Here is a 26,237-nt window from a genome sequence, read left to right on the forward strand (position 1 = left end):
TGAAGAGATTATTGGGAGTACTGTCTCTCCTTTAACCATATAGCAAATCGTTCAAGTGCTAGCCTCCTATGTGATACCCTGTTCTTCTCATCGCCCATCTCAGCATACGTTCTGCTACTGCAATTAGGTATGAATATAGGATCGTAACCCCAACCCTTGCCCCTTATACCATCTGCTATCATACCATCGACCTTGCCTATGAATATCACAGGCTCAACACCATCACTATAGCAATATGCAATAACTGAGATGAACGATGCCCTTCTATCATCTATGTTATGCATAAGCCTTATTATCCCTTCATTCCCTATCGTCTTGAATACATAGGATGAGTATGGTCCTGGGAAACCGTTCAGAGCATTTATGGCTAGTGCATCATCCTCAACAATAACACTTCTATGCAGTATCTCATAAGCGTTCTTAGCCTTTGCAGATGCTATATCCTCTATTGCCATCGATTGTATCTCTACTATAGAGAGTGGTGAATGTTCAACATCTATGCCATACTCCCCAAGTATAGCCTTGACCTCCCTGAACTTGTGTTGGTTTGATGTTACAAACGTTAACCTCTCCATCTCGCAATACCTACTTACTTACCTGCCCTACCGCCACTACTTGCTTTGCCTATCCTTGCCAACTCTGCAAGTAGTGCTGCTAACTGTATATCTGGATGTGCACCAACAACAAGCCTGTAATCATATTCAGCAAGTATCCTCAACAGTTCTGCACCCTTTGTATTTGCACCTGCATCCTTTATAGCACCCTTCATTATCTCCTCGCTTGCAAACTTTATGAAGTCTCTCTCAGATAAGCCGTGCACTTTGGTAAGTTCAAGCATCTTCAACCTTGCATCGTTGAAGTTCCCTTCTAATGCAAGTCTTATCACCTCACCAACTCTTGCCTTATAGGATATGCCAAGAGCAGATCTAACGCTAGCATCGTTAACAGTACCATGGCTTGCTGCTGCTTGTAGTATGTTTATAGCATGCCTTAGATCTCCAGATGTGAACTCATATATCATCTCCAATGCCTTATCCTCATACCTAACTCCTTCAAGTTTGCATATGTTTGCAAGGTGGTTTACAACATCATCCCTAGCAAGGCTCTTGAACCTGAAGATCACACATCTACTCTGTATAGGCCCTATTATCTGGGAGATGTAGTTGCAGATAAGGATGAACCTGCTCGTACTTGCACTATCCTCCATTATCCTCCTCAACGCTGTCTGTGCCTCAGGGGTCATCTCATCAGCCTCATCCAGTATAACTATCTTGAATGGTATGCTACCTATGCTAGTATATCTAGTGAACATCTTCACCTTCTCCCTAACCATGTTTATACCTCTCTCATCTGATGCATTAAGCTCAAGTGTGTAATCCCTCCAGTACTCTCCAAGCACCTCTCTAGCAATGCATAGTGCAACTGTTGTCTTTCCAACACCTGCTGGACCAGCAAAGAGCATATTTGGCATCCCAGCAGGGCTTGCAATTATCCTCTTTATACCCTCAACTATCTCTTTCTGGTTAACAACATCATCAAGCCTCTTTGGCCTATACTTCTCTACCCACATCAACTGCTCTATGCTCATACCCTGCTCTAGAGCAAGGATGAATAAAATGCTAACTCTATAGTTCATATACTTGGTATTAATTAGAGAAGGTATGTATAGGATGGATATAGGCACTATAGCAAGGATATATGCTATAGGCTACATGCTTGAGCCCATAAAGGTTAGGTTCAGAAAGGGTATAAAGATAAACATGCTCAACATGATGCTTGAGGCTAGCGAGGATGAGAGCAAGATGCTCCCAAGATGGCTTGCAAGGATACTTCATGCTAATGGTATTGCAGATGTTCAGGAGCAGGATATGGGTATAGAACTGCTTAGAGCATTGAGTAGGGAGAAGATAGCAGGGGAGCAGTTAACTGCTGTAAAGCATGACTTCTACATAGGCTTGAAGGAGTTCATATCAAGGCAGAACGTTGCAAACAGGGATAGGCTTATGGTATCCCTTCAAGATATAGTAACACTTAGGCTCAAGAAGATAATGGACTACTCAGGCAAGTTAAGGGTTACATCATCAAACATAACCCCTGAGATAGAGCAGAGGTTAAGTGTTGAAGAGAGAGCCTTATTTAGGGCATTGTATGATGCTGTTAGTATATTCAGAGGCTACATGCTAGATGGTAGTGAGGAGGTGAAGAGGTGAGGGGGTAGAAGGGAGGAGGATGATGATGCCATGAGTGACATGCTTAACGATAACACTGTAATAAGGAGCATATACGATGAGATAGTTGAGTTCATCAAGGGCTTCAGGGATGCAAACGGTGTATACAAGTACAGAGAGCAGATAGAGACGCTGAAGATAAAAGATTCAAAGTCAATAACCGTTGATCATAACGATCTTGCATTATACAATCAGGATGTAATAACTAGACTTGCTGAGGAGCCTAGTGCTGTGCTGAAGGAGTTCAGCAATGCAGTTTATGATGTACTTAAGGAGGTTGATGCAAAGTATGCTGATAGCATAAAGGATGAGATAATAGTTAGGATATCCAACTATCCATATCAGGTGAAGATGCGTGACATAGATGCAGATCTCATAGGCAGGTTGATAAGCACAGCTGGCATGGTTGTTAGAGCATCAGAGGTTAAACCATTCATCTCAAGATACTACTATAGATGTGTTAATGAGCATGATGGTTACATAAGCAGGATAGATTATCAGAGGTGGAAGAGAAAGGGTAGCAGTGGTAGTAATAGCAATAAGAAAGGTGAAGAAGGTGAAGACAGGGATGAGAGGAGAGGGGGAGCATTAACATGCAAGAAGTGTGGTGCGGAGATAAGTGTGGATATTGAGAAGAGCAAGTTCAGCAACATCCAGATGATAAGGCTTCAAGAGTTGCCAGAGGACCTTCCTCCAGGCCAACTCCCATATCACATAGATGTTATGCTAATTCATGATTTGGTTGATAATGCAAGGCCTGGGGATAGGATAATACTTACAGGCATAGTTGATGTTGAGAAGGATCTTGAGAGTAGTAGGATGGATGTACCATTGTTCAGGATAAGGATAGAAGGCAACAACATAGAGTTCTTAGCAAGTAGAGATGGTGTCAAGGATGCATCTGCTAGGAGTGATGGTAGGTTCATCATAAGCGATGATGATGAGAGGGAGATAAAGAGGATAGCATCTAGGCCAGATGTATACGATCTGCTCATCTCCTCCTTTGCCCCCCATATATATGGGCATGAGATAATAAAGGAGGCTATACTCCTCCAGATAGTAGGCTCTCCTCAGAGGGAGTTGGAGGATGCTACAAAGTTGAGGGGTGATATAAATATACTCCTTGTAGGTGACCCTGGTACAGCAAAGAGCGAGTTACTCAAGTATGCAGCAAGGATAGCCCCTAGAGGCTTGTACACCTCAGGAAGAGGTAGCACTGCTGCTGGCTTGACTGCTGCTGTTATTAGGGATAAGAGTGGGATGATGATGCTAGAGGCAGGGGCAGTGGTGCTTGGAGACCAAGGCCTAGTCTGTATAGATGAGTTGGATAAGATGAGGGCAGAGGATAGGAGTGCACTGCACGAGGTTATGGAGCAGCAGACATGCTCTGTAGCAAAGGGTGGTATAGTTGCTACACTCAATGCTAGAACAAGCATACTTGCAGCAGCAAACCCAATACTAGGCAAGTACGATCCATACAGGAATATAACAGAGAATGTTAACCTACCTATACCATTGCTCACAAGGTTCGACCTAATCTTTGCTATAAGGGATGAGCCAAGCAAGGAGGGGGATGCAAATCTAGCAAGGCATATACTTGGCATACATAGGCGTATAGGCTATGAGCATCTCCCACCAATACCCATAGATCTTCTACGCAAATACCTAGCATATGCAAAGAGGTTCAACCCCTTGCTTAGCAAGGAGGCTGAGGATAGAATATTTGAGTACTATATGCAGATGAGGGCAAATGCAAGCCCTGATGCAATAACTATAACTGCAAGGCAGTTGGAGGCACTCATAAGGCTTGCAACTGCACGAGCAAGGCTCATGCTAAGGAATACTGTTACTGTAGAGGATGCTGAGAGAGCCATATACATATTCAATGTTATGCTAAACAAGGTTGGTATAGATGTGAAGACAGGGAAGGTTGATCTAGGCGTATTGCATGGTATGCCATCTAGTGAGAGGAGTAAGATGCAACTCTTCCTTGATGTATTCAACGCATTATCTGGCAAGGATCAGAACCCTGTTGAGGAGCAAGCACTTGTAACAGAACTTGCAAAGACAGGCAAGTTCACAGAGGATGAGGCTAGAGAATGGATAAGGAAGGCAAATGCTCAAGGCATAATATATGAGGTTAGACAGGGCTTCTACAAGAGGGCTTGAGTCTAACCTCTTCTCTCTTGCTATCTATCTATAGTTGATGGTGGGGATGGATGAGCAATAAGGATGGTTCAGTTGGTAGCATGCTCATCAAAGACTTGCCCATAAGCAAGGAGTTCAAGGATCTTCTGAATAGTTTGGGCTACTCTACACTCTACCCACCACAGCAGGAGGCTATAGAGGCAGGGCTACTTGATGGCAAGAGCATGCTTATAGCAACACCAACAGCAAGTGGTAAGACACTGATAGCAATGATAGCAAGTGTTAGAGCATTGGAGCATGGTAGCAAGGTTGTGTATACTACTCCATTAAGGGCTCTTGCAAATGAGAAGTATGATGAGTTTAGATTGTTAGAGAGCCTTGCATTCAATGGTAGGAGCAGTAAGGTTAGGGTTATGATCTCAACTGGTGATTATGATTCTAGTGGAGAGGAGTTAGGCAGTGCAGATATAATAATAACTACAAATGAGAAGATGGACTCACTCTTCAGGCATAGGGCATCATGGATAAGCGATGTTGGACTCTTTGTGTTTGATGAGGTTCATATGCTTGCAGATAGGGAGAGGGGTGCAACACTTGAGATGATGCTTGCTAGAACATCTATGAGTAATGCACAGGTGCTTGCCCTTAGTGCTACTGTAAGCAATGCTGAGGAGATAGCATCATGGCTAAACTCTATCCTTATAAACACAGAGTGGAGGCCAACTAAGCTTGTTGAGGGTGTATACTCACATGGTTTAATACATTACAGCAATGGTACTACTACAAAGATAGCAACAAGTGCATATGGAGCCTCCATAGACCTTGCCATAGATGCCCTCAAGGATGAGGGTCAAGCATTGGTATTTGCTGAGAGTAGGAAGAAGGCAGTCTCTCTAGCATTGAAGGCAGCAGAGGCCATAAGGTCTATGATAGGAGATAGTGATAAGGCTAAGATAAAGCCATACATAGATGAGTTGATAGAGAAGGATGGTAACGAACTTGCAGAGAGGTTAGCAGAGGTTATGGGCAGGTGTGTAGCATTCCACCATGCTGGGTTGAGTCCTATAGCAAGGAGGATAGTTGAGGATGCGTTCAGGGATAGAGCGTTGAAGATACTGACTGCTACACCAACACTTGCTGCTGGGGTAAACCTTCCAGCAAGGAGGGTAATAATATCAAGCATAAGCAGGTATGATATGGAGTATGGTGCAAACATGAGCATAACTGTAAATGAGTACAAGCAGATGTGTGGTAGAGCAGGAAGGCCAAAGTACGATACACATGGAGAGGCTATAATAGTTGCAGGTTCACATGATGTTGATGAGTTGATAGAGCACTACATAAATGGGGAGCCAGAGCCGTTGAGATCAACGCTTGTAGATGAGAGGATGTTAAGGATGCATGTACTTGCATCTATAGCAATGAGTGATAGTATTAGCATTAAAGATCTGAACGATCTGTTTGCACATACACTGCTAGCAAGACAGTACAGTGCAAGGTACATAACCCCAAAGTTCGAATCAGCGTTGGAGTATCTTGTTGTTGAAGGGTTGGTTGAAGAGTTAGGTATTGGTAGGGATGGTAGGAAGAATGTGGATAGGGATAATGATAAGGATGAGGAGAATGGCAATGGTAGTAGAGTGTTAAGGGCAACAAGGTTTGGAAGAAGGGTTGCTATGCTTTACATAGATCCAGAGACTGCAGTACTCATAAGGGATGCTCTTACAAGGATAAAGAGGGTAAAGGATAAGGATCTAACATTAGCACTACTTCATCTCATAACTGAGTGCCCAGACTTCTATCCTAAGTTGCAGTTGAGGAGTAGTGATGTTGATGAGGTTAAGATGCTCATAGATGAGTATGGTGATAAGTTCATATATGAAGTGGATGAGCATAGCATCTCTAGAAGCCTTCTAGCACTATACGCATGGATAGAGGAGTATAGTGATAAGCATCTACTTAACCTTGGTGTTGAGCCTGGTGATATGTATAGAATGGTTGATAGTGCAGATTGGTTGCTCTACTCGATGTATGAGCTTGCTTTACTGCTAGGCAAGAAGCATCTTCTCTCTACAATAGAGAGGCTGAGGGCAAGGGTTGAGCATGGTGTCAAGGAGGAGTTGCTTGAACTCGTTAGGCTTGAAGGTATAGGAAGGGTTAGGGCAAGGGCACTCTACAATGCTGGCTTCCATGATCTGAAGAGTATAGCAGATGCTTCAGAGTCAAGGCTTGCATCTGTAAGGGGTATAGGCTACACACTAGCATCAAGGATAAGGGAGGAGGCATCAAGGTTATTGAGCAAGAAGTAGAGTTTTGTCATCTGCTTCTTCTATTAATTATGTGGTTAATTTAGCCATACTCTATTGTAGATGGTGTTATTGCTCATCTTAGTATAAACTTTCTTCCATATCTGCATTCATCTTATGCTTATACCTGTGGTTATTATTGTTAACTTTTATCAGATTGCTAATTTTTACCAGATACATATCTTCTTACTATGATGATAAAGCAGATACTACTAGCAACAGCTGTTCATCATATTAAAGATTAGGCTTAATAACTGTAATCAAACTAATATGAGTATGATTAACACTCATATACCACATATGTATATCATACAAGTCTATCCTTCCATCTGTTATAGAACTCTTGTTCAACACTCTTATCTCTCAACTCATCTGGAAGGAGTACTGGTATGCCTTTTATTATTGGATATAGTCTCTTGCATCTTGAACAGATTAGCACACCTTCCATTATCTCATCATTGCTCTCATCAAATACCCTCAACTGCAGATCACTCTTATCTATTGGGCATACAAGTATATCGAGGAGCCAACGTCTCATCAATGCTCAACCACTACCACTACTACTGTTACTACTACTATTAACAACATCATCCTGTTGAATATGTATGTATATCTGTGACCCAATTCTGCTTGATAGCAGTGCTGAATCAGCAACCTTCTCTATGAGCAAGGCATCATTAACGCTAACCTTTGGCTTATCTCTTCCCTCTATAGCATCTATGAAGTTGCGCATTGCTGATGATATAGGCTCTTCCCTCTCCTCCATCTTTATAACATAGTTACTACCGCTATCACCATCTACATCTATCTCCTGTCTTACAAGATCACATCTAACCATTCCATTCTCCATGGTTATTGTAATCCTCCTGAACCTCTTGATGTTATTGGAGGTTATACATGCTACTCTACCATCCCTAAATCCAAGTGTTATTGCTATAGCCTTCTCCATGCTACCAACTGCAAATACAGTATCTGGATATGCATTAAGCATATACAGTGCAGCATCTATATCATCTAGAGCAACATCGTAAAGTAGGCTAGAGTTGAACCTCTTACTCTTCATCATCCCGCTCTGTATCTCAAGCAAAAGTATGCGCCCATACCTCCTGCTATCTACAACCTCCCTAGTCTTATTAAGTAGAGGGTTGAACCTCTCTATGTATCCTGGAACCAACATTGCCTTACTCTTCTTAGCCATTGCAACTATCTCTCTGCACTCCCTGAATGAGCCTCCTACAGGTCTTACAAGGAATATGTTCTTGCATTGCTCTATCACACTTGCTATTATGCTAAGATGGGTGTCTGCTGGTGTTGCAATGACTAAACCATCAGGCTTCGATGCTATCATCTCTTCAAGCGAGGTGTAGTATGATATACCATACATAGATGCAAACTCTTTTGCCTTATTCACATCCATATCGTAAATACATGTAAGAGCATCAAACCTGCTTAGTGCTCTAGCATAATCAACCCCTCCTTCAGCCCCTACAACACATAACCTCAACGTTCTCACCAGACTGGTGTGAGCCAGTCCATGTATGCCTTGACTTCTGCCCTAACTGTCTTTGCATAGATCTCCCTTATACTCCTAGTCACTTTACCTTCCTTACCATCTCCTACTATGTGATCATCTATGCTTATAACAGGGGTTATCTCTGCTGCTGTGCCTGTAAGGAATACCTCATCTGCAACATACAACTCACTTCTAGGTATATTCCTCTCCTCCACAACATAACCCATATCCCTTGCTATCCTCATCGCTGTATCCCTAGTTATACCCTCTAGCACGCATGATGCTAGAGATGGTGTAACTATCCTACCATTCCTTACAAGGAATACATTCTCTCCAGGCGCCTCACTAACCATACCATTGCTATCAAGCAGTATAGCCTCATCGTATCCTCTCCTCCTACACTCCTGTGTTGCAAGTACAGAGTTGAGGTAGTTTGCCCCAGCCTTTGCCAATGGAGGGAGTGAGAGATCGTTTATCCTCCTCCATGAGGAGATGCATGCCCTTATCCCATTTGAGTTGAAGTACTGATCGAACTTGAATGCTACTATGGCTATGTGTGATGGTGAATCCTCCCTAACGTATAGATCTATGCCATGCAAGCCAACGAATGCTATAGGCCTTATATAGCAAGAGTCTCTAACATCGTTCTTCCTTAGCATCTGCACAACACCATCGATAACATCCTTCACAGAATGCCTTAACGGTATGGAGTGTATGCTTGCAGATCTGAAGAGCCTCTTTATATGATCCTCAAGCCTGAAGATGTAAAGGTTGTCCTTTGCTTTGTATGCCCTTATACCCTCTATCACGCTAGTGCCATAGTGGAGCGCATGGGTCATCAATGGAACCTTTGCATTCTCATACTCCACAATCTTACCATCAAGCCAAACGTATGCATACTCCTCCAGCCTCATTGCTCTAATGCAGAGAGCATGGATATAAAAGGGTATTGAAGAAGAGTTAGATGCTTGCTGTTCATGCTGGTGTAGTGTACTTATTACACCATCCAATTAGCATAGATCTATGCATGGGAGCGGTGGGATTTGAACCCACGACCTCCAGTGCCCGAGACTGGTGCCATTCCATGCTAGGCCACGCTCCCTCCTATCAGCATTTCTACAAGAGCACATAAACCTAAATAATCTTACATGATAAGATAAAGAGAGCAAGGGTGAAGAAGTTAGAGATTGTATTGAGTAGAGATTCTCTACACCATGTTGTTGAGCGTCTAGCCCTTATAGAGCATATCAAGAGTCTGCATGTTACGTCATCAGAACTTGTTAATCTGCACACAAAGGAGGAGGATGCTAGATCTCTAATATCCATAAAGATAGAATTTGTGGTTGAAGATGAGTATGTTGATGAAGTACTACAGTTACTCCTTGGCGATGATAAGATAACCTTTGGTAGGATATACGTACTTGCTGTTGATAGGGCATTTGAACTAGGCTATAGAGAAGGATATAGGTTCAGGTTAGCATTATCATCACTTATAAGGGCATCAAGGAAGGATGTATTCAATATCGTTACTGATTATGAGCATCTTGCAGAGTTGTTCCCATCATACTTTAAGAGTATAAGCATAAGGAGTAGTAGTGATAACATGACTGTAACTGAGGAGGAGATTACCATAGATAATCTATCTATAAAGCAGATAAGCAGGCATATAGTGTATCCTCCAGCAGTACATGAGGTTGAGATACTCTCTGGCTATCTAGAAGGGAGTAGGATAACTGAGACCTACACTGAGGCTAGTGAGGGTACACAGGTGATGGTTATTGCAGATATAAAGATAAAGGAACCATTGGCAAGGGTCTTCGGCTTCCATATAAGGCATAAGGTAGAGCAGCAGATAAAAGGAGTCATGAAGGAACTGGCAAGGTTTGTGGAGGACAGATTAGATGCAGTAGAATAATGGAAGAGGAGGGTTATGATTAAGAAAAGATGAGTAAAGATGATCTATTAATGATATTATTATAATAAAATAAAGGTGTTGTTATATACCTTGCTTATGCTCTACAATTATCCAGTAATTACTTTGTCCTATACTTCTCTAACTCCTTGTCTGGTATGGAGAGATAGATGTAACTACCATCGAAGTTGGTGACTAGTGTCTTGGGTATGTTGTACCTGCGTACCCTCCATGTACCCTCCATCAGCACCAACTCCTTATCAGTCTGTCCAACTATATGGCCTCTCAAATAACCATCGCTGGTGATTACTGGCTTATTCAGTATATTCTTGCTATCCAAGTTTATCATGGGTGCAGACATACGTCTCACCTTAGGTAATAATACAAGGAATTAAATTAAAAGTTTTGCGGAATTTCTTAATAGTAAGAGTCAGTTATCAACCATATGATTCATACCTTACATCGAATGTCTTATCAGCCCTCTTGTTCCTCTCCTTCTCCTCTATGAAGCCTAGAGGCTTGAGGTACTGGAGTACACCATCCACAGTGCCCTGCCATCCACACACATAGAACATGGTATTCTCTGGCGTTATCTTCTCTCCAACCAGTTCCTCAAGTGGTGATTTGCCTGTAGAAGGATCGTTCTTGAGGAATGTCTCTACCCTACCTTTGTGCCCTCCCCAACTCCTATTCAGGAACTCATCTGGCCTGCTTATACTTGCTCTGTATCTGAACCTCCACGAACTATCCTTCCCATCTATACTCTCCTCTTCCAACTGTGTTAGCAGTTCTTTATAACCAAGTTCTGTAACGTAACTTGCACCATGAAGCACAACTATCTCCCTCTTATCCCTAAGAGCCTTTAGGTGTAGAGTCATGCTTATGAATGGTGCTAACCCAGTGCCTCCTGCAATCATAACTATACGCCTCTCCTCCTTCCTTCCATCTGGCCATCTATCCACAAGCCCAAATGGCCCTGTAGGCTTTAGCCAGAGTATCTCATCCCCTTCCTTCCTCTCAAAGAGTTCTGTTGTGAACCTCCCAGGTACTGGCTTCCTAACCCACCTTATGTAGAGTTCGAAGTACTTCTTCTGCTCTGGAGGCGAGGCTATAGAGTATGCTCTCCTAACTATCTTACCTCCTTCGCTCTTCACTGGTAAGCCTAGAGTAACGAACTGTCCTGCTCTAAAGTCTGGCACTTGCCCCTCAACTGGCTTTATCCTGAATATCCCTAGATCCTCAGTGTATAGCCTTATGAATGATATCACACCTTTGTTATCTGTCACCAACTCCTTTCCACTAAACTTATGATGAAGGGTATTTAAATATATTGAACTATTCAAGAGAAAGAAAGATTAAGAAGGTACAGCAAAGTCTATCTGGATCGGGTAATGGAATAACTGATGATGGGGTAAGTAACGGGCCGGTTGCTGTACAATACTCTACAGCAGGCCACTCGTCTAGTCTGGTAGGATATTCCCGTGGCATGGGAAAGGTCGCGGGTTCAAATCCCGCCCGGTCCACCATATAAATTGATGGCAATAAGCATACACGATATAAAAATCAACTATGATCAAGCAATTATCACCTATATAGGTTGACTATTTACAATTCTTATACCTCTATCTCTTGTAATATTTATAAGATATAGATGTAGATTAGATGGTATGAAGGGTAAGAGGATCGTGCTTAGTGCAGATAGGACGTTGATGTCACACTATAGGGATAACATGCTCTTTGGCTTCATAGCAACATTCCCTGCAGAGAAGATACCACCGTTCATATACAAGAGCATCTTCTGCCCAAGTGTAGAGTTCAATAAGGCTACTGGAGAAGCAATGGTTGCACCCTTAGGCTTGAGGAGGGTTGAGGGAGGGTTACTGAAAGAATATGGAAGGGATGAGGTATTCATAGCGCATCCAGATCACATAGAGAAGGCTATAGGGGAAGGTACTGAGATTGTAGGGTTGAATGTAATGGATCCTAGAGGCATTGGACCTGTTCCATCAGCACTTACTCAGGGGAAGATGACCCCAATAAACAGGATCTCGTTCAGGAACCTATGCTACAGGTTGAAGAACCTTAGGGAGATGAAGGGCTACAGGTTCAAGGTTGTTGTTGGAGGCTCTGGTGCATGGCAGTTCTCATTCAGCAGCAAGGAGAGGGAGGATTATGGTATAGATCATGTTGTTATAGGGGAAGTGGATGATAAGATAGGAGATATATGCAAGGATATTGTTGAGGGAAGGGCAAGGGAGGTTATATTCACAAGGACAAACACTATAATGGATATACCATACATACCAGGACCTACAACCAATGGATGTATAGAGGCAATGAGGGGATGTGGGAGAGGCTGTGACTTCTGTGACCCAAACCTTAGGATGAAGAGGGACTTCCCTGTTGAGAGGCTTAAGGAAGAGGCAAGTATAAACCTTAGGTATGGGATAACTAGTATATGGCTTCAATCAGAAGAGATACTCCTTTACGGACTTGATAACAGTGAGATGAGACCAAACAGGGATGCTATAGTGCATCTCTTCAGCGAACTCAAGTCTCTCCCCAACGTTAACTACGTTGCTGCAATACATCTTACATTCTCATCAGCCATGGCTGATCCAGAATGCATAGCAAAGATAAGGGAGATAAACAACTTCAACGCTAGTAGGTGGACTGGTGTGCAGATAGGGCTAGAGACTGCATCCCCAGCACTAATAAGGAGGCATATGCCATACAAGGTAAAGCCATTCACGCCAGAGGAGTGGCCATGGCTAGTTAGGGAAGGGATAAAGTTGCTCAATGAGAACTACTTCTTCGTTGCAAACACACTCATAATTGGTCTTCCAGGGGAGCAGGATGATGATGTTAAAGAGACTATAGAATTGGTTAAGGAGTTGGATGGTATGGCAACTGTAGTTGCACCTATGTTCTATACAGATTACCATGATCCTAGTAGATCCCTTCAAGGAGAGAGGATGAGTAGAGCACAATGGGAACTCTACTTTAGATGTTGGCACCTCAACGCAAAGACAGTAGCAAGATGGATGGCTTATGGCACACTGCACTTCAGCCCAGTTGCAAGGATGGTAGCAAATGCATTTGGCAAGTTAGGTACATGGTATGTGCTGAGGCTCATAAGGGATGGAGCAAAGAAGTATGCTGGTGTATACCTGAACTAGACTGGTTGAATAGCACTATTCTTATCATTATCTAGCATACTTCAGCATTGCCCTAGCAAGTAGCCTTGCAACCCTTATAGGCTCTGGCACAGCACCTTGTAGTAGGAACTTGTTCAATGCTCGCTTTGCAACCCTAATATTCGTGCCAGCACACCTAATATACACATGATGCCCAGTCTTGAGTATAACCTTCTCCCTTGACCCTAGCCTCCTATACGCTTCTAACTTCATCTCAGCCTTCTCGCCTTGAAATGCACGCATTATATGCTCTTCCAACCCCTCAGACTCCTCAAATGTAACGCCTATTATAGGCAGGGATAGTGTTGAATATAATCTATCAAGATCTATTATGTTGTACATGCTTATCACAACTCCTCCAAGCATTATCACATTTATATCATTCCTATCAAGCGCCCTGTAAAGCCCTATAACAGCATCCGTTGCATCATCTCCCCTAACAGTTGTAGTAGAGTATGCTACCCCATCTATAACAAGATCGCTTCGCATAACAACCCCAGCAAGTACAGCATTAGTGCTATTCTTCCTAAAGCTCTCCGCTATTCCAAGTGCCCTTATTGCCCTCTTCTCAACATGGAGCCTCATGATTCATACACATGCTCATGCTCATCAACCTTACCCTTCATAACCCTTGAGTATACAAAGCCAGTAACTACCATGAACGTTATGGTTATTATGGACCAGAGTGCAAGCATCTGAAGATCCATCATGGTTACCTTACCTACTATATTATTAACCCTATCTATATTAATGATGAGTAAATAACTAAGATTATGGAGAGTAGTAAGAGAGAGAAGAGGAAGGTTGGACTGATAGGCTGTGGTGCAATAGGCTCTGAGATAGCAGTTGCAATAGACTCTAGCAGGGTAAATGCTGAGTTGGTTGCTGTTTATGATGCATGCAGGGAGAGAGCCTATACATTGGTAAGTAGGCTAAACAAGAGACCAATGATAGCAGATAGCATAGAGGCTTTACTTGCATCTGATACAGAACTCATAGTTGAGGCTGCTTCCCAGCAGGCAGTCAAGGATTATGCAAGGAGCATAGTTGAACATGGAAATGATATCATGCTCATGAGTGTTGGTGCACTCCTTGATGATACATTCTATGCTGAGTTGTGTTCATTACTTGAGAGGCATGGTAGAAGACTTTATCTACCAACTGGTGCAATAGCAGGGATAGATGCGATAAGGAGTGTTAAGCATATGCTCAAGGAGGTTACTCTAACAACTACAAAGCATCCAAGAGCATTGACTGGTGCACCATTCTTCAAGGAGCATAGGGTGAACTTGAAGGGGTTGAAGAAGGCAAGGGTTATATACAATGGCTATGCAAGGGAGGCTGTTAGACTCTTCCCTGCAAATGTTAACGTTGCTGCAATCCTTAGCATAGCAGGAATAGGGGCTGATAAGACCAAGGTTAAGATAGTTGCAGACCCTAGAGCAAGGAGGAACATACATGAGATACATGCTAAAGGTGAGTTTGGTGAACTCTACTTCAAGGTAAGCAACGTTCCAAGCCCTAGCAACCCAAAGACAAGTTATCTAGCAGTTCTATCTGCAATAGAGTGCTTGAGCAGAGCATGCAATGGTAGGGTAAGCATTGGTACATGATACAACCAAGATGGCAAATTTTGCTTTGATCTGCATATATAAATGCAATTGGTGCATCTATTGTATCCACTTAAATAGAAATGTGATGAGATGATCATGGAATGGATAGGGTTGAGGTTGATCTTAAGCAAGAGATAGCAAGGCTGAAGAGGGAGAGGGATGCTGTGATACTTGCACACAACTACCAACTGCCAGAGGTGCAGGATGTTGCTGACTTTATAGGCGACTCTCTAGCATTATCGCAGAAGGCAGCAAGTACTGATGCAAAGGTTATAGTGTTCTGTGGTGTGCACTTCATGGCTGAGACAGCATCAATAATATGCCCAGATAAGAGAGTGCTAATACCAGATCTTGAGGCTGGATGCTCTCTAGCCTCAACAATAACTGTTGAGCAGTTGAGAGCATGGAAGAAGGAGCATCCAGATGCAGTAACTGTATGCTACATAAATACAAGTGCAGATGTGAAGGCTGAGTGCGATTACTGCTGCACATCAAGCAATGCTGTTAAGGTTGTGAAGAGCATACCAGAGGATAAACCAGTGCTATTCCTCCCAGATATGTTCCTAGGCGCATATGTTGCAGAGGTTACGAAGAGGAAGAACATCTACATATGGCCTGGGGAGTGCCATGTCCATGCTGGGATAAGACCATCTCTAGTGCTTGAGATGCTAAAGACGTACAGGGATGCTGAGTTCCTCATCCATCCAGAGTGTGGGTGCACAACCTCTATGGTGTACTACTTTGGAAACGGTAATGGTAATGGTTGTGTAGTTAACGGTAATGGCAATGGTAATGGCATATCATGCAATGTGAAGTTCCTATCAACAGAAGGGATGATGAAGTATGCAAGACAGACTAGTGCAAAGAGGCTTATAGTTGCTACAGAGGTTGGCATACTATACAGGATGAGGAAGGAGAACCCTGATAAGGAGTTCATTCCCATAAGCAGTGATGCTGTATGCAAGTACATGAAGATGATAACGCTTGATAAGGTGTATAGATCGTTAAGGGATATGGTGTATGAGGTTAAGGTTCCAGAGGAGACAGCAAGGAGGGCAAGGAGAGCAATAGAGAGGATGCTTGCCATAAATTAGTTGATTTAAAATAAATATGTGGCTGTTAGATACTATTGTTATTTGTCGATTGTCTTCTAACTCTCTTAAATATATATAATGCCCCCAGTAAACTACCCACTAACGATATTAGTCCTATAGGTGTCTCTGGTATAACCATAGGTGAACAATGTACTGTTACGGTTTTCTCCTTTCCTCCTGTATCTTTATAGATTATTGCAGCATCTCCGGCCTTCTTACATGTAATTACAGCTAGAGTAACTCCAATCCCATTAGTCTGTTCTTTTACCTAAGAATCTCTGGGTCACTCGATTTCACACTACCAGGCTCAACATCTTTACCAAGTGACACCGGTTTAGTCTGTCCTACATTCAGGACAACGTCAGCAGCTGCATATACATAATTTGATGCAAGAAGTATTGCTACTGTTAAGATACCTAGTGCTACATAACCCATCTTGTATTTTACAGCCATATTCAGTTTAAACATAGGTATTATACAACTGCATATCCTTCTTTATCAAAAATGGATAGCATCTTACCTACAGGATTATTATAATATTTTCATTAAATACTCCTAGCGTTACATTACAATCTCAAGACTCATATCTATTGCCTTTGCTGAATGTGTTATCCTCCCTATTGAGATCATATCAACATCAAGCCTTGCATAACTCCTTATGTTATCCTCATTTATACCTCCAGATACCTCTATCATAACCTTATCCCTTAACCCTCTACCCTTCAACTCATCTACTATCTTTGCTACATCATCAACAGCAAGGTTATCAAGCATTATCATATCTGCTCCACTCTCAATAGCCTCAAGAGCCTCCTTAAGGGATCTAACCTCAACCTCTATTCTATACCTGCTACCATACATCTCCCTTGCAAGCCTTACAGCCTTGGCTACAGAGCCTACAAGTGCCAAATGGTTATCCTTTATGAGTACCATATCATACAAGCCTAGCCTATGCATGTAACCTCCTCCCAGAGCAACTGCCTTCTTATCTAGAAGCCTTAACCCTGGTGCAGTCTTCCTTGTAGAGGCTATCTTCACATTTGGATTAACGCTCTTTACAATCTCAACATACTTCCTTGTACATGTTGCTATCCCACTCATACGCATAAGCAGGTTTAGCACTGTACGCTCTACAGCAAGTACTGCTCTAGCATTACCATGGATATGCATTATTACAGTATCTGGCTCTACAACGTTACCATCCCTAACCATGGTCTCAGCATTGCAGTTTACAAGGTTGAAGAGTGCTACTGCCTCTTCTACCCCTGCTATCACTGCATGCTCCTTGCATACTATCTCTGCCTCTACTACCCTATCATCAACTATGATGCTTGTTACATCTCCAGTGCCTACATCCTCTTCTATGAATCCCCTTAGCTTTGTTAACAAGTTACTATCCATCTTCCCTCCCTTCATTTAGCATGTAGCCTATCACTTCATTATTAATTAAAAGTGATTAGATTCATAAATTTAAGTTAGTTAGTGATCTAGCCACCTAAGTTACCTTCATAGCATACTTGCCCTTCTGTGTTATATTGAGGAGCCTTGCTATCCTAGACTCTTCAGGGTTCACTATTAACACTAGACCATACCAATCAGCAGAGAGGTCTGCTGATTTGCATACAGGGCATACCTTACCTGTTGTTATTGCCTTGCACCTTCTACATGCATACTCCTTCATCACTGCTTCGCCTCCTCAACCTTTGCCCTCTGCTGCTCAGCCTTCTTAACATCCTCCCTTATCCACTCCTCAGCACCAAGGAATGGTTGCCTACACGTTACACCTATCTTGCCCATAGCACCTCCTTTTAGGCTAACAGCTGTTATCCTTGCCCTTACAGTTGAGCCTATCCTTAGAACTCTATTGCTCTTGCTTGCAACTATCATCCCTTGCTTAACATCAACGTTAAGGAAGTCATCTATTATCTGTGAGAGATGGAGCAATGCATCTGTAGGTCCTATCCTAACAAAGGCACCAAACTCTGTAACCTCTACAACCTCCCCTTCTACTATCTCCTGTATGTTTGGATAGAAGGTTAGCATGCTGAACCTTGTCTTATGATAGGTTGAACCATCCCCATGTACTACCTTGCCTACAGGGTTAACATCAGCATCAATAATCATTATAACATAGCCAAGTTCAGTGCTTATCATACTCTCATACTTCTCCTTGAGTATGGTTAGGGCAGCATCCTTTAGGTTTGTGTTGAACCTATGAGGTGGTATCCTAACAACATCTACCATCTCCACAATAGCAAACATTCCATATACTATCTCTAGCATACCCTTATGAACCTTTTGATAATGATAGATAGAGAGTTCTTCCTAGAAAGACTGGAATAATTTAAATAGCATAAAAGGATAGAGGGCTCATGGTAACTGTAGATGAGGTCATGAATGCTTTAAGGAGCATAAAGGATCCTGAACTGAACAGGGATATAGTCTCCATGGGCATGATAAAGGATCTGAGCATAGATGGAAGCAAGGTTACATTCACGCTAGAACTTACAACCCCAGCATGTCCATACAATAGCGAGATAGAGCAGGAGGTTAGGGAGAAGGTTAAAGCGTTAGGTGTTGAGCCTATTATAAAGGTGACTGCTAGAGTGATGGAGGGAAGGGCTGTTAATGCAAGTGAGATACTTGCTGGTGTAAAGAATGTTATAGCAGTAGCAAGTGGGAAGGGAGGTGTAGGCAAGAGTACTGTTGCTGTAAACCTAGCATATGCACTAGCAAGCACAGGTGCAAGGGTTGGGCTCCTTGATGCTGATATATATGGACCTAGCGTTCCTCTCATGCTTGGGCTTTCACCAGGGTTGATGGTTAACAGTGAGAATAGGATAGTGCCGCAAGAGGTTCATGGTATAAAGGTTATGTCCATGGGGTTGGTAACTACTAGAGGAGAGGAGAACGTTGGTATATGGAGAGGGCCAATAATCTCTGGCATAATAAAACAGTTCTTAACAGATGTTGACTGGGGAGAACTTGATTACCTCATAGTCGATCTCCCTCCTGGCACTGGTGATGCACCTTTAACGCTTGCTCAAACGATACCTATAACTGGTGTTGTGATAGTAACAACCCCTCAGGATGTTGCAATGAACATAGCAAGAAAGTCAGCACTCATGTTCAAGAAGCTTAACATCCCTATAATAGGAGTTGTAGAGAATATGAGTTACTTCATATGCCCTCACTGCAGCAAGGAGAGCAGGGTCTTTGGTTATTCTAGCGAGGAGAAGATAGAGGAGAGGTTTGGTGCACCACTGCTTGGAGAGATACCACTTCACACATCCATCATGGAAGGGAGTGAGACTGGCAAGCCAATAATGCTTCTAGAGCCAGAGTCACCATATGCTAGAGCAGTTGAGATGATTGCTAGAAGGGTTGCTGGAAGGGTTAGCATCATAGCAGCAGAGATGCAGGATGCAAGTGTCATTCAGCAGTGATGAACTCAGCATATTGAAGAGGCCTCTAGGCCTACTCATAGAGGATAGCAGGGTTAGCAGGGATATTCTAGAGCATCTTCTCAAGGATGCTAGGCTGGTTATAAGCGTGGGGGATGCAACTACAGAGAGGCTCATTGCTTTAGGGTTTGTACCAGATATCCAGATAGTAGATGGGAGGGAGAGGAGAGGCTCAAGGGCAGAGATCAAGCATATGCATAAGAGCGAGGTTAGATGCAGAAACCCTGCTGGAACAGTAAGCAAGGATGCAATAGATGCTATAAGGAAGGCATTAACACTTGACAAGCCTGTAAGGGTGTATGTAGATGGAGAGGAGGATCTTCTAGGCCTTGTTGTGCTAAAGCTTGCACCAGATGGCTCAACCATCCTCTATGGCCAGCCATTGGAGGGGATTGTACTGCTAAGGGTTGATGAGGAGATTAAGAGCAGGCTCAAGCATCTTTTAAGCAAACTACCTATATAATGGATATGCAAAGTATTGGTGGGGATGATGAGGCGGTGGCTGTATGATCTGTGATTGTATAGTAGCAGGAAGGCTGACCCCTAACACACTAATAGGTATGCGAATAGAAGATAGGATATTGGTATGAATAGAGTATGCTGATTATAGCTAGAGATGCCTATGCATCATAGCAGTTATTGCAATCCTCTTCTATGTAGTTGGAGATTGGAGCAAAGTGACTGCTTCTTGGTACTACTGGAATATACAAGATAGTTTATGGCAAGGCCTATGGCTACCACTACGATGGTAGAAGGTTAGAAGAGCTCATAAGGATGATAGAGGGCAAGGAGTAAAGGATGGAGGATATAATGATGAAGGTAGATCTGATAGTCTTGGAAGGATAAACAAGATAGAACCTATACTCTACTGACTGTGGGTAGAGAATAGGAGGTGATGGTAAGGCATACGGGAAGAGTTCGAGGGTAGAGGTAGATACACTAGTAGAGAAGATAAAGGTGTAGATTGAAAACCAGCGTGGGAACTGCTAATGCATCAATAACATACTAGTTATACTCTTCTTCCCTAAAGGTTAAAAGGCTTATAAGATTTGGTAATGCTAGAGGAGAGCTTTGATGATGGGCTAATCCTGATAGTTTATATAACCTCCCTCTATCCTTTAACTCAAAATGAATCTAGATTCTATGCTATCGATAGGGGCATCAGTAGCATCACTAGGCATAGCAGGAGCAATGGCAGTATGGGTTAGCAAGCAGAGCACTGGTAGCAAGAGCATGATGGAGATAAGCTCTGCTGTTAGGGCAGGAGCATCAGCATTCTTGAGGCGTGAGTTCATAACGATAATGCCTATAGCAATAGGTTTAGCAATAGCAATATCCTTTGCATCTGGAATCTCAAACGGTATAGCATTTGCTGTTGGTGCTGCACTATCAGCAATAGCAGGGCTTATAGCGATGAAGATAACCGTCAAGGCTGCTGTTAGGACTGCTCAAGCAACAACCAAGGGCTTAGGCTATACGCTTGTAACAGCATTCAGAGGGGGAGCAACAGTAGGCCTTGCAATACCTGCAATGGCATTGATAGGTGTAACACTGCTCTACATAATCTATGGGGAGCCAATAATGATAGCAGGAGTAGGGATAGGGGCAAGTCTCATAGCACTGTTCATAAGAGCAGGAGGAGGTATATTCACAAAGGCTGCAGATCTAGGTGCAGATCTAGTAGGCAAGATAGAGGCTGGGATACCTGAGGATGATCCAAGGAACCCTGCTACTATAGCAGATAACGTTGGGGATAACGTTGGTGATGCTGCAGGCATGGGCTCAGATGTCTATGAATCATACATAGTTACTCTCTTGGCTGCAATGCTCCTAGGTGCACTTGTAGCAATAGATCCATCAACAGGGTTGGATCAGTACATGCTTGTAGTGTATCCAATAGTTATAGGTGCATCTGGGCTAATAGCATCAATCATAGGTGCACTTACAGTAACACCTAGAAGGATTGATGATCCAATGAAGCCGTTGAGTGCAGCATTCATGGTAAGTGCAGGGATAGCAATAGTGCTAAACCTAATCTTCACACAGTTGCTCATGGGCTCTAGCATGTTAGCAATGACTCTCTTTGCTACCAGTGTTGTTGGTGTAGTGCTTGTACCAATAATACAGAGGATAACAGATTACTACACAAACTACAAGTATAAACCTGTTAAGGATATAGGAGAGTCAACCAAGTGGGGCTATGCAGCAAACATGCTTGCTGGCATAATCTCTGGCTTGAGGTCTACGATGCCATTCATGATTGCCATAGTTGTTACCCTAGCCATATCCTACTCAATAACCTATGCTGTAACAGAAGATCCATTGATGGGCATATATGGTACTGCTATAGCAGCCATGGCAATGCTCAGTCTTGCTGGGATAGTGCTCAGCATAGACTCGTTTGGGCCTATAAGCGATAATGCTGGAGGTATAGTTGAGATGACTGGCATGGGTGATGAGAATAGGAAGATAACGGATCAGATAGATGCAATAGGGAATACAACAAAGGCAGTAACCAAAGGATTTGCTATAGCAAGTGCTGGTCTAGCAGCACTAGCAATGATCCAGGCATTCCAGCATGAGGCAGCAAACATATTCATTGATAAGGTTCTTGATTACAGTCTAGCAAATCCTAACGTGATAATAGGCTTGCTAGTTGGAGGGTTGTTACCATTCTTCATATCAAGCCAGTTGATTGCAGGAGTGAATAGAGCAGCGATGAGGCTCGTTGATGAGGTTAGGAGCCAGTTCAAGAACAACCCAGGCATACTAGAAGGGAAGACAAAGCCAGATTATGCTAGATGCATAGATATTGCTACAGCAGCAAGCATAAAGCAGTTGTTCCAGCCTGCAATTATAACTGTAGCATCACCTATAGTGCTTGGTGTACTGCTAGGTCCAAGCGCAGTTGCTGGCATACTCATGGGCGCTGTTGTTAGTGGGATATTCCTTGCATATCATATGGCTAACAGTGGGGGTGCATGGGATAATGCAAAGAAGTACATAGAGATAATAGGGAAGAAGCATACACCTGAGCATGAGGTTGCTGTTGTTGGCGACCTTATAGGGGATCCTTACAAGGATACCGCAGGTCCTGCTCTAAATACTGTTATAAAACTGCTGAACACTGTAGCAATAGTCTTCGTGCCTATATTCGTTGGCGTAGTTGGTATCTAACCTGATATAAGCAACCTCAATTCTTTAACACCTTTACCCTCATCTATGATGAAGGCTCTGATCTCATCACCTGCAAGTATTATCCATGGAACAGGGTTGATCTGCATATACTTGATGTCCTTGCCAGATGGATATGCATTAGAGAATGGGTGTGTATGAAATATCCCAACCAATTCTAGATTACTACTACTCATAATCTCATAAGCATTGATTAGATCCTCATCCCTTATGCTGAAGCTCATGCTTGACATATCTGCATTATCAACCTCTATAACCAGCCTTACCCTGTATGTATTTGATGAACCATCAACCTCCACACTACCAGCCAGCAAGGCACATGCTTCATAAGGGTAAGCCTTCTCCGCTAACCCCCTTAGCACCTCTAACTGCTTGAATTCTATAACAACGCTATCCAACATACATACTCCATGATGGAGGAATATAAGCATAAATAATAATAATAATAAGAGGCAAGGTAAAGGGGATTAGGTTAAGGTAAGTAACATACATGATTTATAGTAGTTATGCATAGATTACTTATGGTTATGAAGATGAGAAATAGGGGTATCATGTTGGTAACAGTTGTTGCTATAGGAGTTGTAGTAACCTCACTTGCAACAATTGGTTTAGGCTTTGATGTTGGAGAGAGTAGTAGTAGGAGGATAATAGCAATAGAGCAGCGATGGGATGGTAGCATAACAGCAAGGTATGTGAGGGTTAGTGACTTGAAGCCGAACTCTTCCATGCTATTCCTTGACCCCTTCAACAAGACCATGCAGGAGTTCTACAAAGGTTCAAACCCAAACCCAGTATCGCTTATAAGATTACTTGAGAAAGCTGATGCTTATGAATACTATAGGCTTATAAGATTGCCTGAGATGTATGGAGGGGATGCTAATGATATCTCCTCCTATAGGGCATACAGCATTGTTGGAATAAATATGCTACAGAAATGTCTAGTAGGATACAGGAGTGAGCGACAATGGATAGAGGATCCATGCTCTGGTGATGTATACAGGGTATGGGATGGTATAGTAATCTATGGCTATTCTATGTCAGGGAATATTACAGGTTCTCCAAATGCATTGGCAAGACTTAGGCTTGGGGTTGATTCAGATGGTTATATAGTTGCGTTCAAAGGGGATGATAGTGTTAGAGGTGATGGTATACCAGGCCATGGTAGGATAATTCTAGGTAAGGATGTGATGGATAGCAGTAGAGCAATGCTTAATGCTGTGAGCAAGCATCTTGGAATTAATCTTCCAATGATAGATGGCTACATACCAACACGTGTAGATGTATGGCATAGGTGGATGGATAATATCAACAGCAATATGCAGGATAAGCAGTATATAGATTACATTAACGTATCTTATGTTGGGATCAATAGTACTGGTATCTCTAGATATACATTGAGCATATTCGATCTTACGAAGCATCCTATTCTGAGGTTAGAGCAGAGGCAAGAGAGTTCAGCACTAACTATCCTGAATCTCCTTGGTTACAACTCAGAGTCTGATAGCTGCAGATATGAGAAGAGCACAGGGAGTACTGATGGTAAGTATTACATCCTCATTAGCAGATGGTATCTTACAGGATCTACAGGAGAACTATCATGCTCTATACTGGAGCATACAATGTCTGTATGGATATCAGATGATGCTGATGGAGTAGGAGGGTATCTCATAATTGTGGTTGGTTACATGTTAAGCAGTGAGGAGATGCTTGCTACTGTAAAGGCTCTAGATATTAAGGAAATAGATAGTAGTTAATGTGTATATCATCTCTACCTACTATGCTCATGTACTACCTGTCTCACCAGTCTCCTTCTCAACAACTATTAACTTACCTTGCATGTATGCATGGAGGGTACAGAAGTAGTCATACTCTCCTGCTTCTAGAGTAGAAGTATCTAGTGACCATGTAGAGTTCACGTTTATAACAGGAGAGTTGAAGAACTTAGCAAAGTTTGGATCATCAAAGCCCTTACCACTTGCTACTGTATGAACAGCAGTATCCGTATTCTTCCATACTACAACTGTGCCTCTCTCAACGCTAACCTCATCTGGATCGAAGTCTGGATTACCCTGTATCGATGAGTCAAGGAGTATGGTTATCTCTACCACTGGTCCTGTTGGCGCTGGTTCTTGTTTGGGCTGTTCAACCTGAGTTTCAGATCCACCTCCAGCCTCTGCCCCAGGTCTAGCCTGCTCTCCTTGCTCTTCAATCGCCTGAGTTGGCTGCTGTATAATGCTGAATATGGAGAATGTTATGAAGCCCATCAGAGAACCACCTATGAATATCGCTGCTATAGCCTTGATATGCCTACTCCCTTTATGCACAGCATAGGCTATTGCTGTTGCTGGCACAAATATGAGTAAGAGTGTGCCTATAAGTATAGGTAGAGTGCTTACAGTTGATAATCCAGCAAGTAACCCTCCCAATGCTGCAAGTATCCCTGCTATGAATATTGTTGCTGCCTTTGCCTCCTTGCTTCTAGGCAGTCCATCCTTGAGTATTCCAGCAGCAAGTAGTATCATCCCAAATACCATGGCTATAGCACTTATAGCATGCATCCCCTCAACGAAAGTTCTTGCTATCCCTGCTAATGAGAGTATAACGCCTAGCATCCCAATCACTGCAAGTCCTAAACCTGGAACCATTAACTCCCAGTCACTCAACTGATAGGCATTCTACAATGCTTAAATAATAACCTTTGCTCACGATTAATATGAGTGTGGAGAAGGTTGAAGTTCTGCTCAAGGATAAGAATCTAGCATTCTTTGCTACTATAAGCAAAGATGGCTCACCTCATGTAGTGCCGGTATGGGTTGACTTTAAGGATGGCTACATAATAGTAAACACAACAACATCAAGAGCAAAGTACAAGAACGTAAAGAGAGATCCTAGGGTAACCATATCCATAGTTGATAGGAACGATCCTTACAACGCTGCCATGATAAAGGGTAGAGTGGTTGAAGAGGTTAAAGGAGAGGAGGCTGAAGAGCATATAGATGCTATGGCAAAGAAGTACCTAGGTCTAGATAGATTCCCATTCAGGGTTGATGGTGAAGAGAGGGTAATGCTCAAGATAATGCCAGAGAAGGTTGTGCTCATACCATAACAGTAATAACAGTCAGTATTCAGATTAGGCTGAATATATGTGGAGCCTCGGGCGGGATTTGAACCCGCGACCTAGTGCTTACAAGGCACTCGCTCTGACCAGGCTGAGCTACCGAGGCTATAGATTACCTAGGCTAGTCCATTCAACAGCAATACTTGCATAATAACCCCTTTATCTAGGTTTAAATCATCCCTGCTATAGATGATGGTATGCCAGTGTACAAGGTTAATGTGCTGATAGAGAACAAGCCATACATAAGCGATCCTGAAGGGGATACGATACTCAAGGATCTAGTGCTCAAAGGAGGCTACCAGCAGGTTAGGTCTATAAGGGTTGCAAAGATGCTCAAGGTTGAGGTTGAGGCTAAAAGTGTTGAGGATGCAAGAGAGATGGTAAGGAGGATGTGCGATGAGTTGAGGCTCTACAACCCCATGCTAAGCATATGCAGGGTAGAGTAGAGT

General features: G+C 42.8%; 28 protein-coding genes and 3 tRNA genes. 14 read left to right on the plus strand and 17 right to left on the minus strand.

The annotated features are described in order from the left end of the window. Positions 1-8: 8 nt before the first annotated feature. Both CRG89_RS04905 and CRG89_RS04910 read right to left on the minus strand, forming a co-directional pair. The gene (locus CRG89_RS04905; protein WP_103287205.1) at positions 9-575 is read right to left on the minus strand and encodes an XTP/dITP diphosphatase; all 567 of its coding nucleotides are present in this window, start codon (positions 573-575) and stop codon (positions 9-11) included. Between the two features lie 14 nt (positions 576-589). Beyond that, the gene (locus CRG89_RS04910; RefSeq protein ID WP_197706730.1) at positions 590-1,636 is read right to left on the minus strand and encodes a replication factor C small subunit; all 1,047 of its coding nucleotides are present in this window, start codon (positions 1,634-1,636) and stop codon (positions 590-592) included. Between the two features lie 25 nt (positions 1,637-1,661). On the opposite strand from CRG89_RS04910, the gene CRG89_RS04915 reads away from it, so the two are divergent. From CRG89_RS04915 to CRG89_RS04925, 3 genes are read left to right on the plus strand one after another with little or no spacing between them, the layout of a single operon-like run. Then, the gene (locus CRG89_RS04915) at positions 1,662-2,210 is read left to right on the plus strand and encodes a DNA replication complex GINS family protein (protein ID WP_103287206.1); all 549 of its coding nucleotides are present in this window, start codon (positions 1,662-1,664) and stop codon (positions 2,208-2,210) included. Between the two features lie 30 nt (positions 2,211-2,240). Further along, positions 2,241-4,397 (plus strand): minichromosome maintenance protein MCM, encoded by a 2,157-nt coding sequence (locus CRG89_RS04920; RefSeq protein WP_103287207.1) that lies wholly within the window; start codon positions 2,241-2,243, stop codon positions 4,395-4,397. A 50-nt stretch (positions 4,398-4,447) separates the two neighbouring features. Beyond that, the gene (locus CRG89_RS04925; protein WP_197706729.1) at positions 4,448-6,685 is read left to right on the plus strand and encodes a DEAD/DEAH box helicase; all 2,238 of its coding nucleotides are present in this window, start codon (positions 4,448-4,450) and stop codon (positions 6,683-6,685) included. Between the two features lie 304 nt (positions 6,686-6,989). Here CRG89_RS04925 and CRG89_RS04930 read toward each other — a convergent pair whose 3' ends face one another. From CRG89_RS04930 to CRG89_RS04945, 4 genes are all read right to left on the minus strand, one after another. Beyond that, complete coding sequence (locus CRG89_RS04930; protein WP_103287208.1) at positions 6,990-7,220, minus strand: methytransferase partner Trm112; 231 nt, start codon at positions 7,218-7,220, stop codon at positions 6,990-6,992. Between the two features lie 6 nt (positions 7,221-7,226). Next, on the minus strand, positions 7,227-8,186 hold the full coding sequence (locus tag CRG89_RS04935; RefSeq protein WP_158648730.1) for a Gfo/Idh/MocA family protein: 960 nt from the start codon (positions 8,184-8,186) through the stop codon (positions 7,227-7,229). Positions 8,187-8,191: 5 nt separating this feature from the next. After that, entirely contained in the window at positions 8,192-9,109 is a 918-nt protein-coding gene (locus CRG89_RS04940; RefSeq protein WP_103287925.1) for a branched-chain amino acid transaminase, read from the minus strand. 114 nt (positions 9,110-9,223) lie between these two features. Next, positions 9,224-9,297, minus strand: a tRNA-Pro gene (locus tag CRG89_RS04945). Between the two features lie 69 nt (positions 9,298-9,366). Between CRG89_RS04945 and CRG89_RS04950 the strand changes: the two genes are divergently transcribed. Next, entirely contained in the window at positions 9,367-10,110 is a 744-nt protein-coding gene (locus tag CRG89_RS04950; RefSeq protein ID WP_103287210.1) for an SRPBCC family protein, read from the plus strand. 118 nt (positions 10,111-10,228) lie between these two features. Here CRG89_RS04950 and CRG89_RS04955 read toward each other — a convergent pair whose 3' ends face one another. Both CRG89_RS04955 and CRG89_RS04960 read right to left on the minus strand, forming a co-directional pair. Next, entirely contained in the window at positions 10,229-10,468 is a 240-nt protein-coding gene (locus CRG89_RS04955) for a hypothetical protein (protein WP_103287211.1), read from the minus strand. 76 nt (positions 10,469-10,544) lie between these two features. Continuing rightward, positions 10,545-11,396, minus strand: a complete 852-nt coding sequence (locus CRG89_RS04960; protein WP_103287212.1) for an FAD-binding oxidoreductase — start codon at positions 11,394-11,396, stop codon at positions 10,545-10,547. Positions 11,397-11,527: 131 nt separating this feature from the next. Here CRG89_RS04960 and CRG89_RS04965 point away from each other — a divergent pair. Continuing rightward, a tRNA-Ala gene (locus CRG89_RS04965) sits at positions 11,528-11,633 on the plus strand. 141 nt (positions 11,634-11,774) lie between these two features. Then, positions 11,775-13,286: a B12-binding domain-containing radical SAM protein gene (locus CRG89_RS04970; protein WP_103287213.1), complete on the plus strand. Its 1,512-nt coding sequence runs from the start codon at positions 11,775-11,777 to the stop codon at positions 13,284-13,286. 27 nt (positions 13,287-13,313) lie between these two features. On the opposite strand, the gene CRG89_RS04975 is transcribed toward CRG89_RS04970, so the two are convergent. Both CRG89_RS04975 and CRG89_RS09120 read right to left on the minus strand, forming a co-directional pair. Continuing rightward, complete coding sequence (locus CRG89_RS04975; protein WP_103287214.1) at positions 13,314-13,889, minus strand: endonuclease dU; 576 nt, start codon at positions 13,887-13,889, stop codon at positions 13,314-13,316. Then, positions 13,886-14,014: a hypothetical protein gene (locus tag CRG89_RS09120; RefSeq protein ID WP_269459691.1), complete on the minus strand. Its 129-nt coding sequence runs from the start codon at positions 14,012-14,014 to the stop codon at positions 13,886-13,888. Before CRG89_RS09120 ends, CRG89_RS04975 begins: the two co-directional genes overlap by 4 nt. A 63-nt stretch (positions 14,015-14,077) precedes the next feature. Here CRG89_RS09120 and CRG89_RS04980 point away from each other — a divergent pair, with 63 nt between their 5' ends. Both CRG89_RS04980 and nadA read left to right on the plus strand, forming a co-directional pair. After that, positions 14,078-14,917, plus strand: a complete 840-nt coding sequence (locus CRG89_RS04980; protein ID WP_103287215.1) for an aspartate dehydrogenase — start codon at positions 14,078-14,080, stop codon at positions 14,915-14,917. Positions 14,918-15,018: 101 nt separating this feature from the next. Continuing rightward, on the plus strand, positions 15,019-16,011 hold the full coding sequence (gene nadA, locus CRG89_RS04985) for a quinolinate synthase NadA (protein WP_103287216.1): 993 nt from the start codon (positions 15,019-15,021) through the stop codon (positions 16,009-16,011). A 264-nt stretch (positions 16,012-16,275) separates the two neighbouring features. On the opposite strand, the gene CRG89_RS04990 is transcribed toward nadA, so the two are convergent. The 4 genes from CRG89_RS04990 to CRG89_RS05005 all read right to left on the minus strand — a co-directional run bounded on the left by CRG89_RS04990 (position 16,276) and on the right by CRG89_RS05005 (position 18,273). Next, positions 16,276-16,479: a hypothetical protein gene (locus CRG89_RS04990; protein WP_103287217.1), complete on the minus strand. Its 204-nt coding sequence runs from the start codon at positions 16,477-16,479 to the stop codon at positions 16,276-16,278. Positions 16,480-16,572: 93 nt separating this feature from the next. Further along, positions 16,573-17,412, minus strand: coding sequence for a carboxylating nicotinate-nucleotide diphosphorylase (gene nadC / locus CRG89_RS04995; RefSeq protein WP_103287926.1), 840 nt, complete (start codon positions 17,410-17,412; stop codon positions 16,573-16,575). 94 nt (positions 17,413-17,506) lie between these two features. Continuing rightward, positions 17,507-17,692 carry a transcription elongation factor subunit Spt4 gene (gene spt4, locus CRG89_RS05000; protein ID WP_197706727.1) on the minus strand — a complete coding sequence of 62 codons (186 nt, stop codon included), beginning with the start codon at positions 17,690-17,692 and terminating at the stop codon, positions 17,507-17,509. Then, positions 17,692-18,273 (minus strand): DNA-directed RNA polymerase, encoded by a 582-nt coding sequence (locus CRG89_RS05005; RefSeq protein WP_103287927.1) that lies wholly within the window; start codon positions 18,271-18,273, stop codon positions 17,692-17,694. The genes spt4 and CRG89_RS05005 overlap by 1 nt, the downstream gene beginning before the upstream one ends. 110 nt (positions 18,274-18,383) lie before the next feature. On the opposite strand from CRG89_RS05005, the gene CRG89_RS05010 reads away from it, so the two are divergent. The 3 genes from CRG89_RS05010 to CRG89_RS05020 all read left to right on the plus strand — a co-directional run bounded on the left by CRG89_RS05010 (position 18,384) and on the right by CRG89_RS05020 (position 22,652). Then, positions 18,384-19,457, plus strand: coding sequence for an Mrp/NBP35 family ATP-binding protein (locus CRG89_RS05010; protein WP_103287219.1), 1,074 nt, complete (start codon positions 18,384-18,386; stop codon positions 19,455-19,457). Continuing rightward, positions 19,435-19,938: a GTP-dependent dephospho-CoA kinase family protein gene (locus CRG89_RS05015; protein WP_103287220.1), complete on the plus strand. Its 504-nt coding sequence runs from the start codon at positions 19,435-19,437 to the stop codon at positions 19,936-19,938. Before CRG89_RS05010 ends, CRG89_RS05015 begins: the two co-directional genes overlap by 23 nt. A 665-nt stretch (positions 19,939-20,603) precedes the next feature. Next, positions 20,604-22,652, plus strand: coding sequence for a sodium-translocating pyrophosphatase (locus CRG89_RS05020; protein WP_103287221.1), 2,049 nt, complete (start codon positions 20,604-20,606; stop codon positions 22,650-22,652). Here the strand turns inward: CRG89_RS05020 and CRG89_RS05025 are convergent. Continuing rightward, a complete protein-coding gene (locus CRG89_RS05025) occupies positions 22,649-23,071 on the minus strand; it encodes a M67 family metallopeptidase (protein WP_158648731.1) in 423 nt (140 codons plus the stop codon). The genes CRG89_RS05020 and CRG89_RS05025 overlap by 4 nt on opposite strands. Before the next feature lie 126 nt (positions 23,072-23,197). Here CRG89_RS05025 and CRG89_RS05030 point away from each other — a divergent pair, with 126 nt between their 5' ends. Further along, positions 23,198-24,424 carry a hypothetical protein gene (locus tag CRG89_RS05030; protein WP_148695173.1) on the plus strand — a complete coding sequence of 409 codons (1,227 nt, stop codon included), beginning with the start codon at positions 23,198-23,200 and terminating at the stop codon, positions 24,422-24,424. Positions 24,425-24,451: 27 nt separating this feature from the next. On the opposite strand, the gene CRG89_RS05035 is transcribed toward CRG89_RS05030, so the two are convergent. After that, the gene (locus CRG89_RS05035; RefSeq protein ID WP_148695172.1) at positions 24,452-25,333 is read right to left on the minus strand and encodes a cupredoxin domain-containing protein; all 882 of its coding nucleotides are present in this window, start codon (positions 25,331-25,333) and stop codon (positions 24,452-24,454) included. A gap of 50 nt (positions 25,334-25,383) precedes the next feature. Between CRG89_RS05035 and CRG89_RS05040 the strand changes: the two genes are divergently transcribed. Then, positions 25,384-25,776, plus strand: coding sequence for a PPOX class F420-dependent oxidoreductase (locus CRG89_RS05040; RefSeq protein ID WP_103287225.1), 393 nt, complete (start codon positions 25,384-25,386; stop codon positions 25,774-25,776). 40 nt (positions 25,777-25,816) lie between these two features. Here the strand turns inward: CRG89_RS05040 and CRG89_RS05045 are convergent. Then, positions 25,817-25,894: transfer RNA gene (locus CRG89_RS05045), tRNA-Thr, on the minus strand. A 91-nt stretch (positions 25,895-25,985) separates the two neighbouring features. Here CRG89_RS05045 and purS point away from each other — a divergent pair. Then, positions 25,986-26,234 (plus strand): phosphoribosylformylglycinamidine synthase subunit PurS, encoded by a 249-nt coding sequence (gene purS / locus CRG89_RS05050; RefSeq protein WP_103287226.1) that lies wholly within the window; start codon positions 25,986-25,988, stop codon positions 26,232-26,234. The last annotated feature ends 3 nt before the right edge of the window (positions 26,235-26,237 follow it).

Source organism: Candidatus Nitrosocaldus islandicus (assembly GCF_002906215.1).
Taxonomy (GTDB): Archaea; Thermoproteota; Nitrososphaeria; order Nitrososphaerales; family Nitrosocaldaceae; genus Nitrosocaldus; species Nitrosocaldus cavascurensis.

Coding starts and splice junctions, on each gene's coding strand:
- CRG89_RS05040 (WP_103287225.1), top strand. CDS start 25,384: ATGAGTGTGGAGAAGGTTGAAGTTCTGCTCAAGGATAAGAATCTAGCA.
- purS (WP_103287226.1), top strand. CDS start 25,986: ATGCCAGTGTACAAGGTTAATGTGCTGATAGAGAACAAGCCATACATA.
- CRG89_RS04920 (WP_103287207.1), top strand. CDS start 2,241: ATGAGTGACATGCTTAACGATAACACTGTAATAAGGAGCATATACGAT.
- CRG89_RS04975 (WP_103287214.1), bottom strand. CDS start 13,889: ATGAGGCTCCATGTTGAGAAGAGGGCAATAAGGGCACTTGGAATAGCG.
- CRG89_RS04925 (WP_197706729.1), top strand. CDS start 4,448: ATGAGCAATAAGGATGGTTCAGTTGGTAGCATGCTCATCAAAGACTTG.
- CRG89_RS04930 (WP_103287208.1), bottom strand. CDS start 7,220: ATGAGACGTTGGCTCCTCGATATACTTGTATGCCCAATAGATAAGAGT.
- CRG89_RS04910 (WP_197706730.1), bottom strand. CDS start 1,636: ATGAACTATAGAGTTAGCATTTTATTCATCCTTGCTCTAGAGCAGGGT.
- CRG89_RS05005 (WP_103287927.1), bottom strand. CDS start 18,273: ATGTTTGCTATTGTGGAGATGGTAGATGTTGTTAGGATACCACCTCAT.
- CRG89_RS05030 (WP_148695173.1), top strand. CDS start 23,198: ATGAAGATGAGAAATAGGGGTATCATGTTGGTAACAGTTGTTGCTATA.
- CRG89_RS04915 (WP_103287206.1), top strand. CDS start 1,662: ATGTATAGGATGGATATAGGCACTATAGCAAGGATATATGCTATAGGC.
- CRG89_RS04970 (WP_103287213.1), top strand. CDS start 11,775: ATGAAGGGTAAGAGGATCGTGCTTAGTGCAGATAGGACGTTGATGTCA.
- nadC (WP_103287926.1), bottom strand. CDS start 17,412: ATGGATAGTAACTTGTTAACAAAGCTAAGGGGATTCATAGAAGAGGAT.
- CRG89_RS04980 (WP_103287215.1), top strand. CDS start 14,078: ATGGAGAGTAGTAAGAGAGAGAAGAGGAAGGTTGGACTGATAGGCTGT.
- CRG89_RS04905 (WP_103287205.1), bottom strand. CDS start 575: ATGGAGAGGTTAACGTTTGTAACATCAAACCAACACAAGTTCAGGGAG.
- CRG89_RS04955 (WP_103287211.1), bottom strand. CDS start 10,468: ATGTCTGCACCCATGATAAACTTGGATAGCAAGAATATACTGAATAAG.
- CRG89_RS09120 (WP_269459691.1), bottom strand. CDS start 14,014: ATGATGGATCTTCAGATGCTTGCACTCTGGTCCATAATAACCATAACG.
- spt4 (WP_197706727.1), bottom strand. CDS start 17,692: ATGAAGGAGTATGCATGTAGAAGGTGCAAGGCAATAACAACAGGTAAG.
- CRG89_RS05015 (WP_103287220.1), top strand. CDS start 19,435: ATGCAAGTGTCATTCAGCAGTGATGAACTCAGCATATTGAAGAGGCCT.
- CRG89_RS04940 (WP_103287925.1), bottom strand. CDS start 9,109: ATGAGGCTGGAGGAGTATGCATACGTTTGGCTTGATGGTAAGATTGTG.
- CRG89_RS05010 (WP_103287219.1), top strand. CDS start 18,384: ATGGTAACTGTAGATGAGGTCATGAATGCTTTAAGGAGCATAAAGGAT.
- CRG89_RS04990 (WP_103287217.1), bottom strand. CDS start 16,479: ATGTTTAAACTGAATATGGCTGTAAAATACAAGATGGGTTATGTAGCA.
- nadA (WP_103287216.1), top strand. CDS start 15,019: ATGGATAGGGTTGAGGTTGATCTTAAGCAAGAGATAGCAAGGCTGAAG.
- CRG89_RS05020 (WP_103287221.1), top strand. CDS start 20,604: ATGAATCTAGATTCTATGCTATCGATAGGGGCATCAGTAGCATCACTA.
- CRG89_RS05025 (WP_158648731.1), bottom strand. CDS start 23,071: ATGTTGGATAGCGTTGTTATAGAATTCAAGCAGTTAGAGGTGCTAAGG.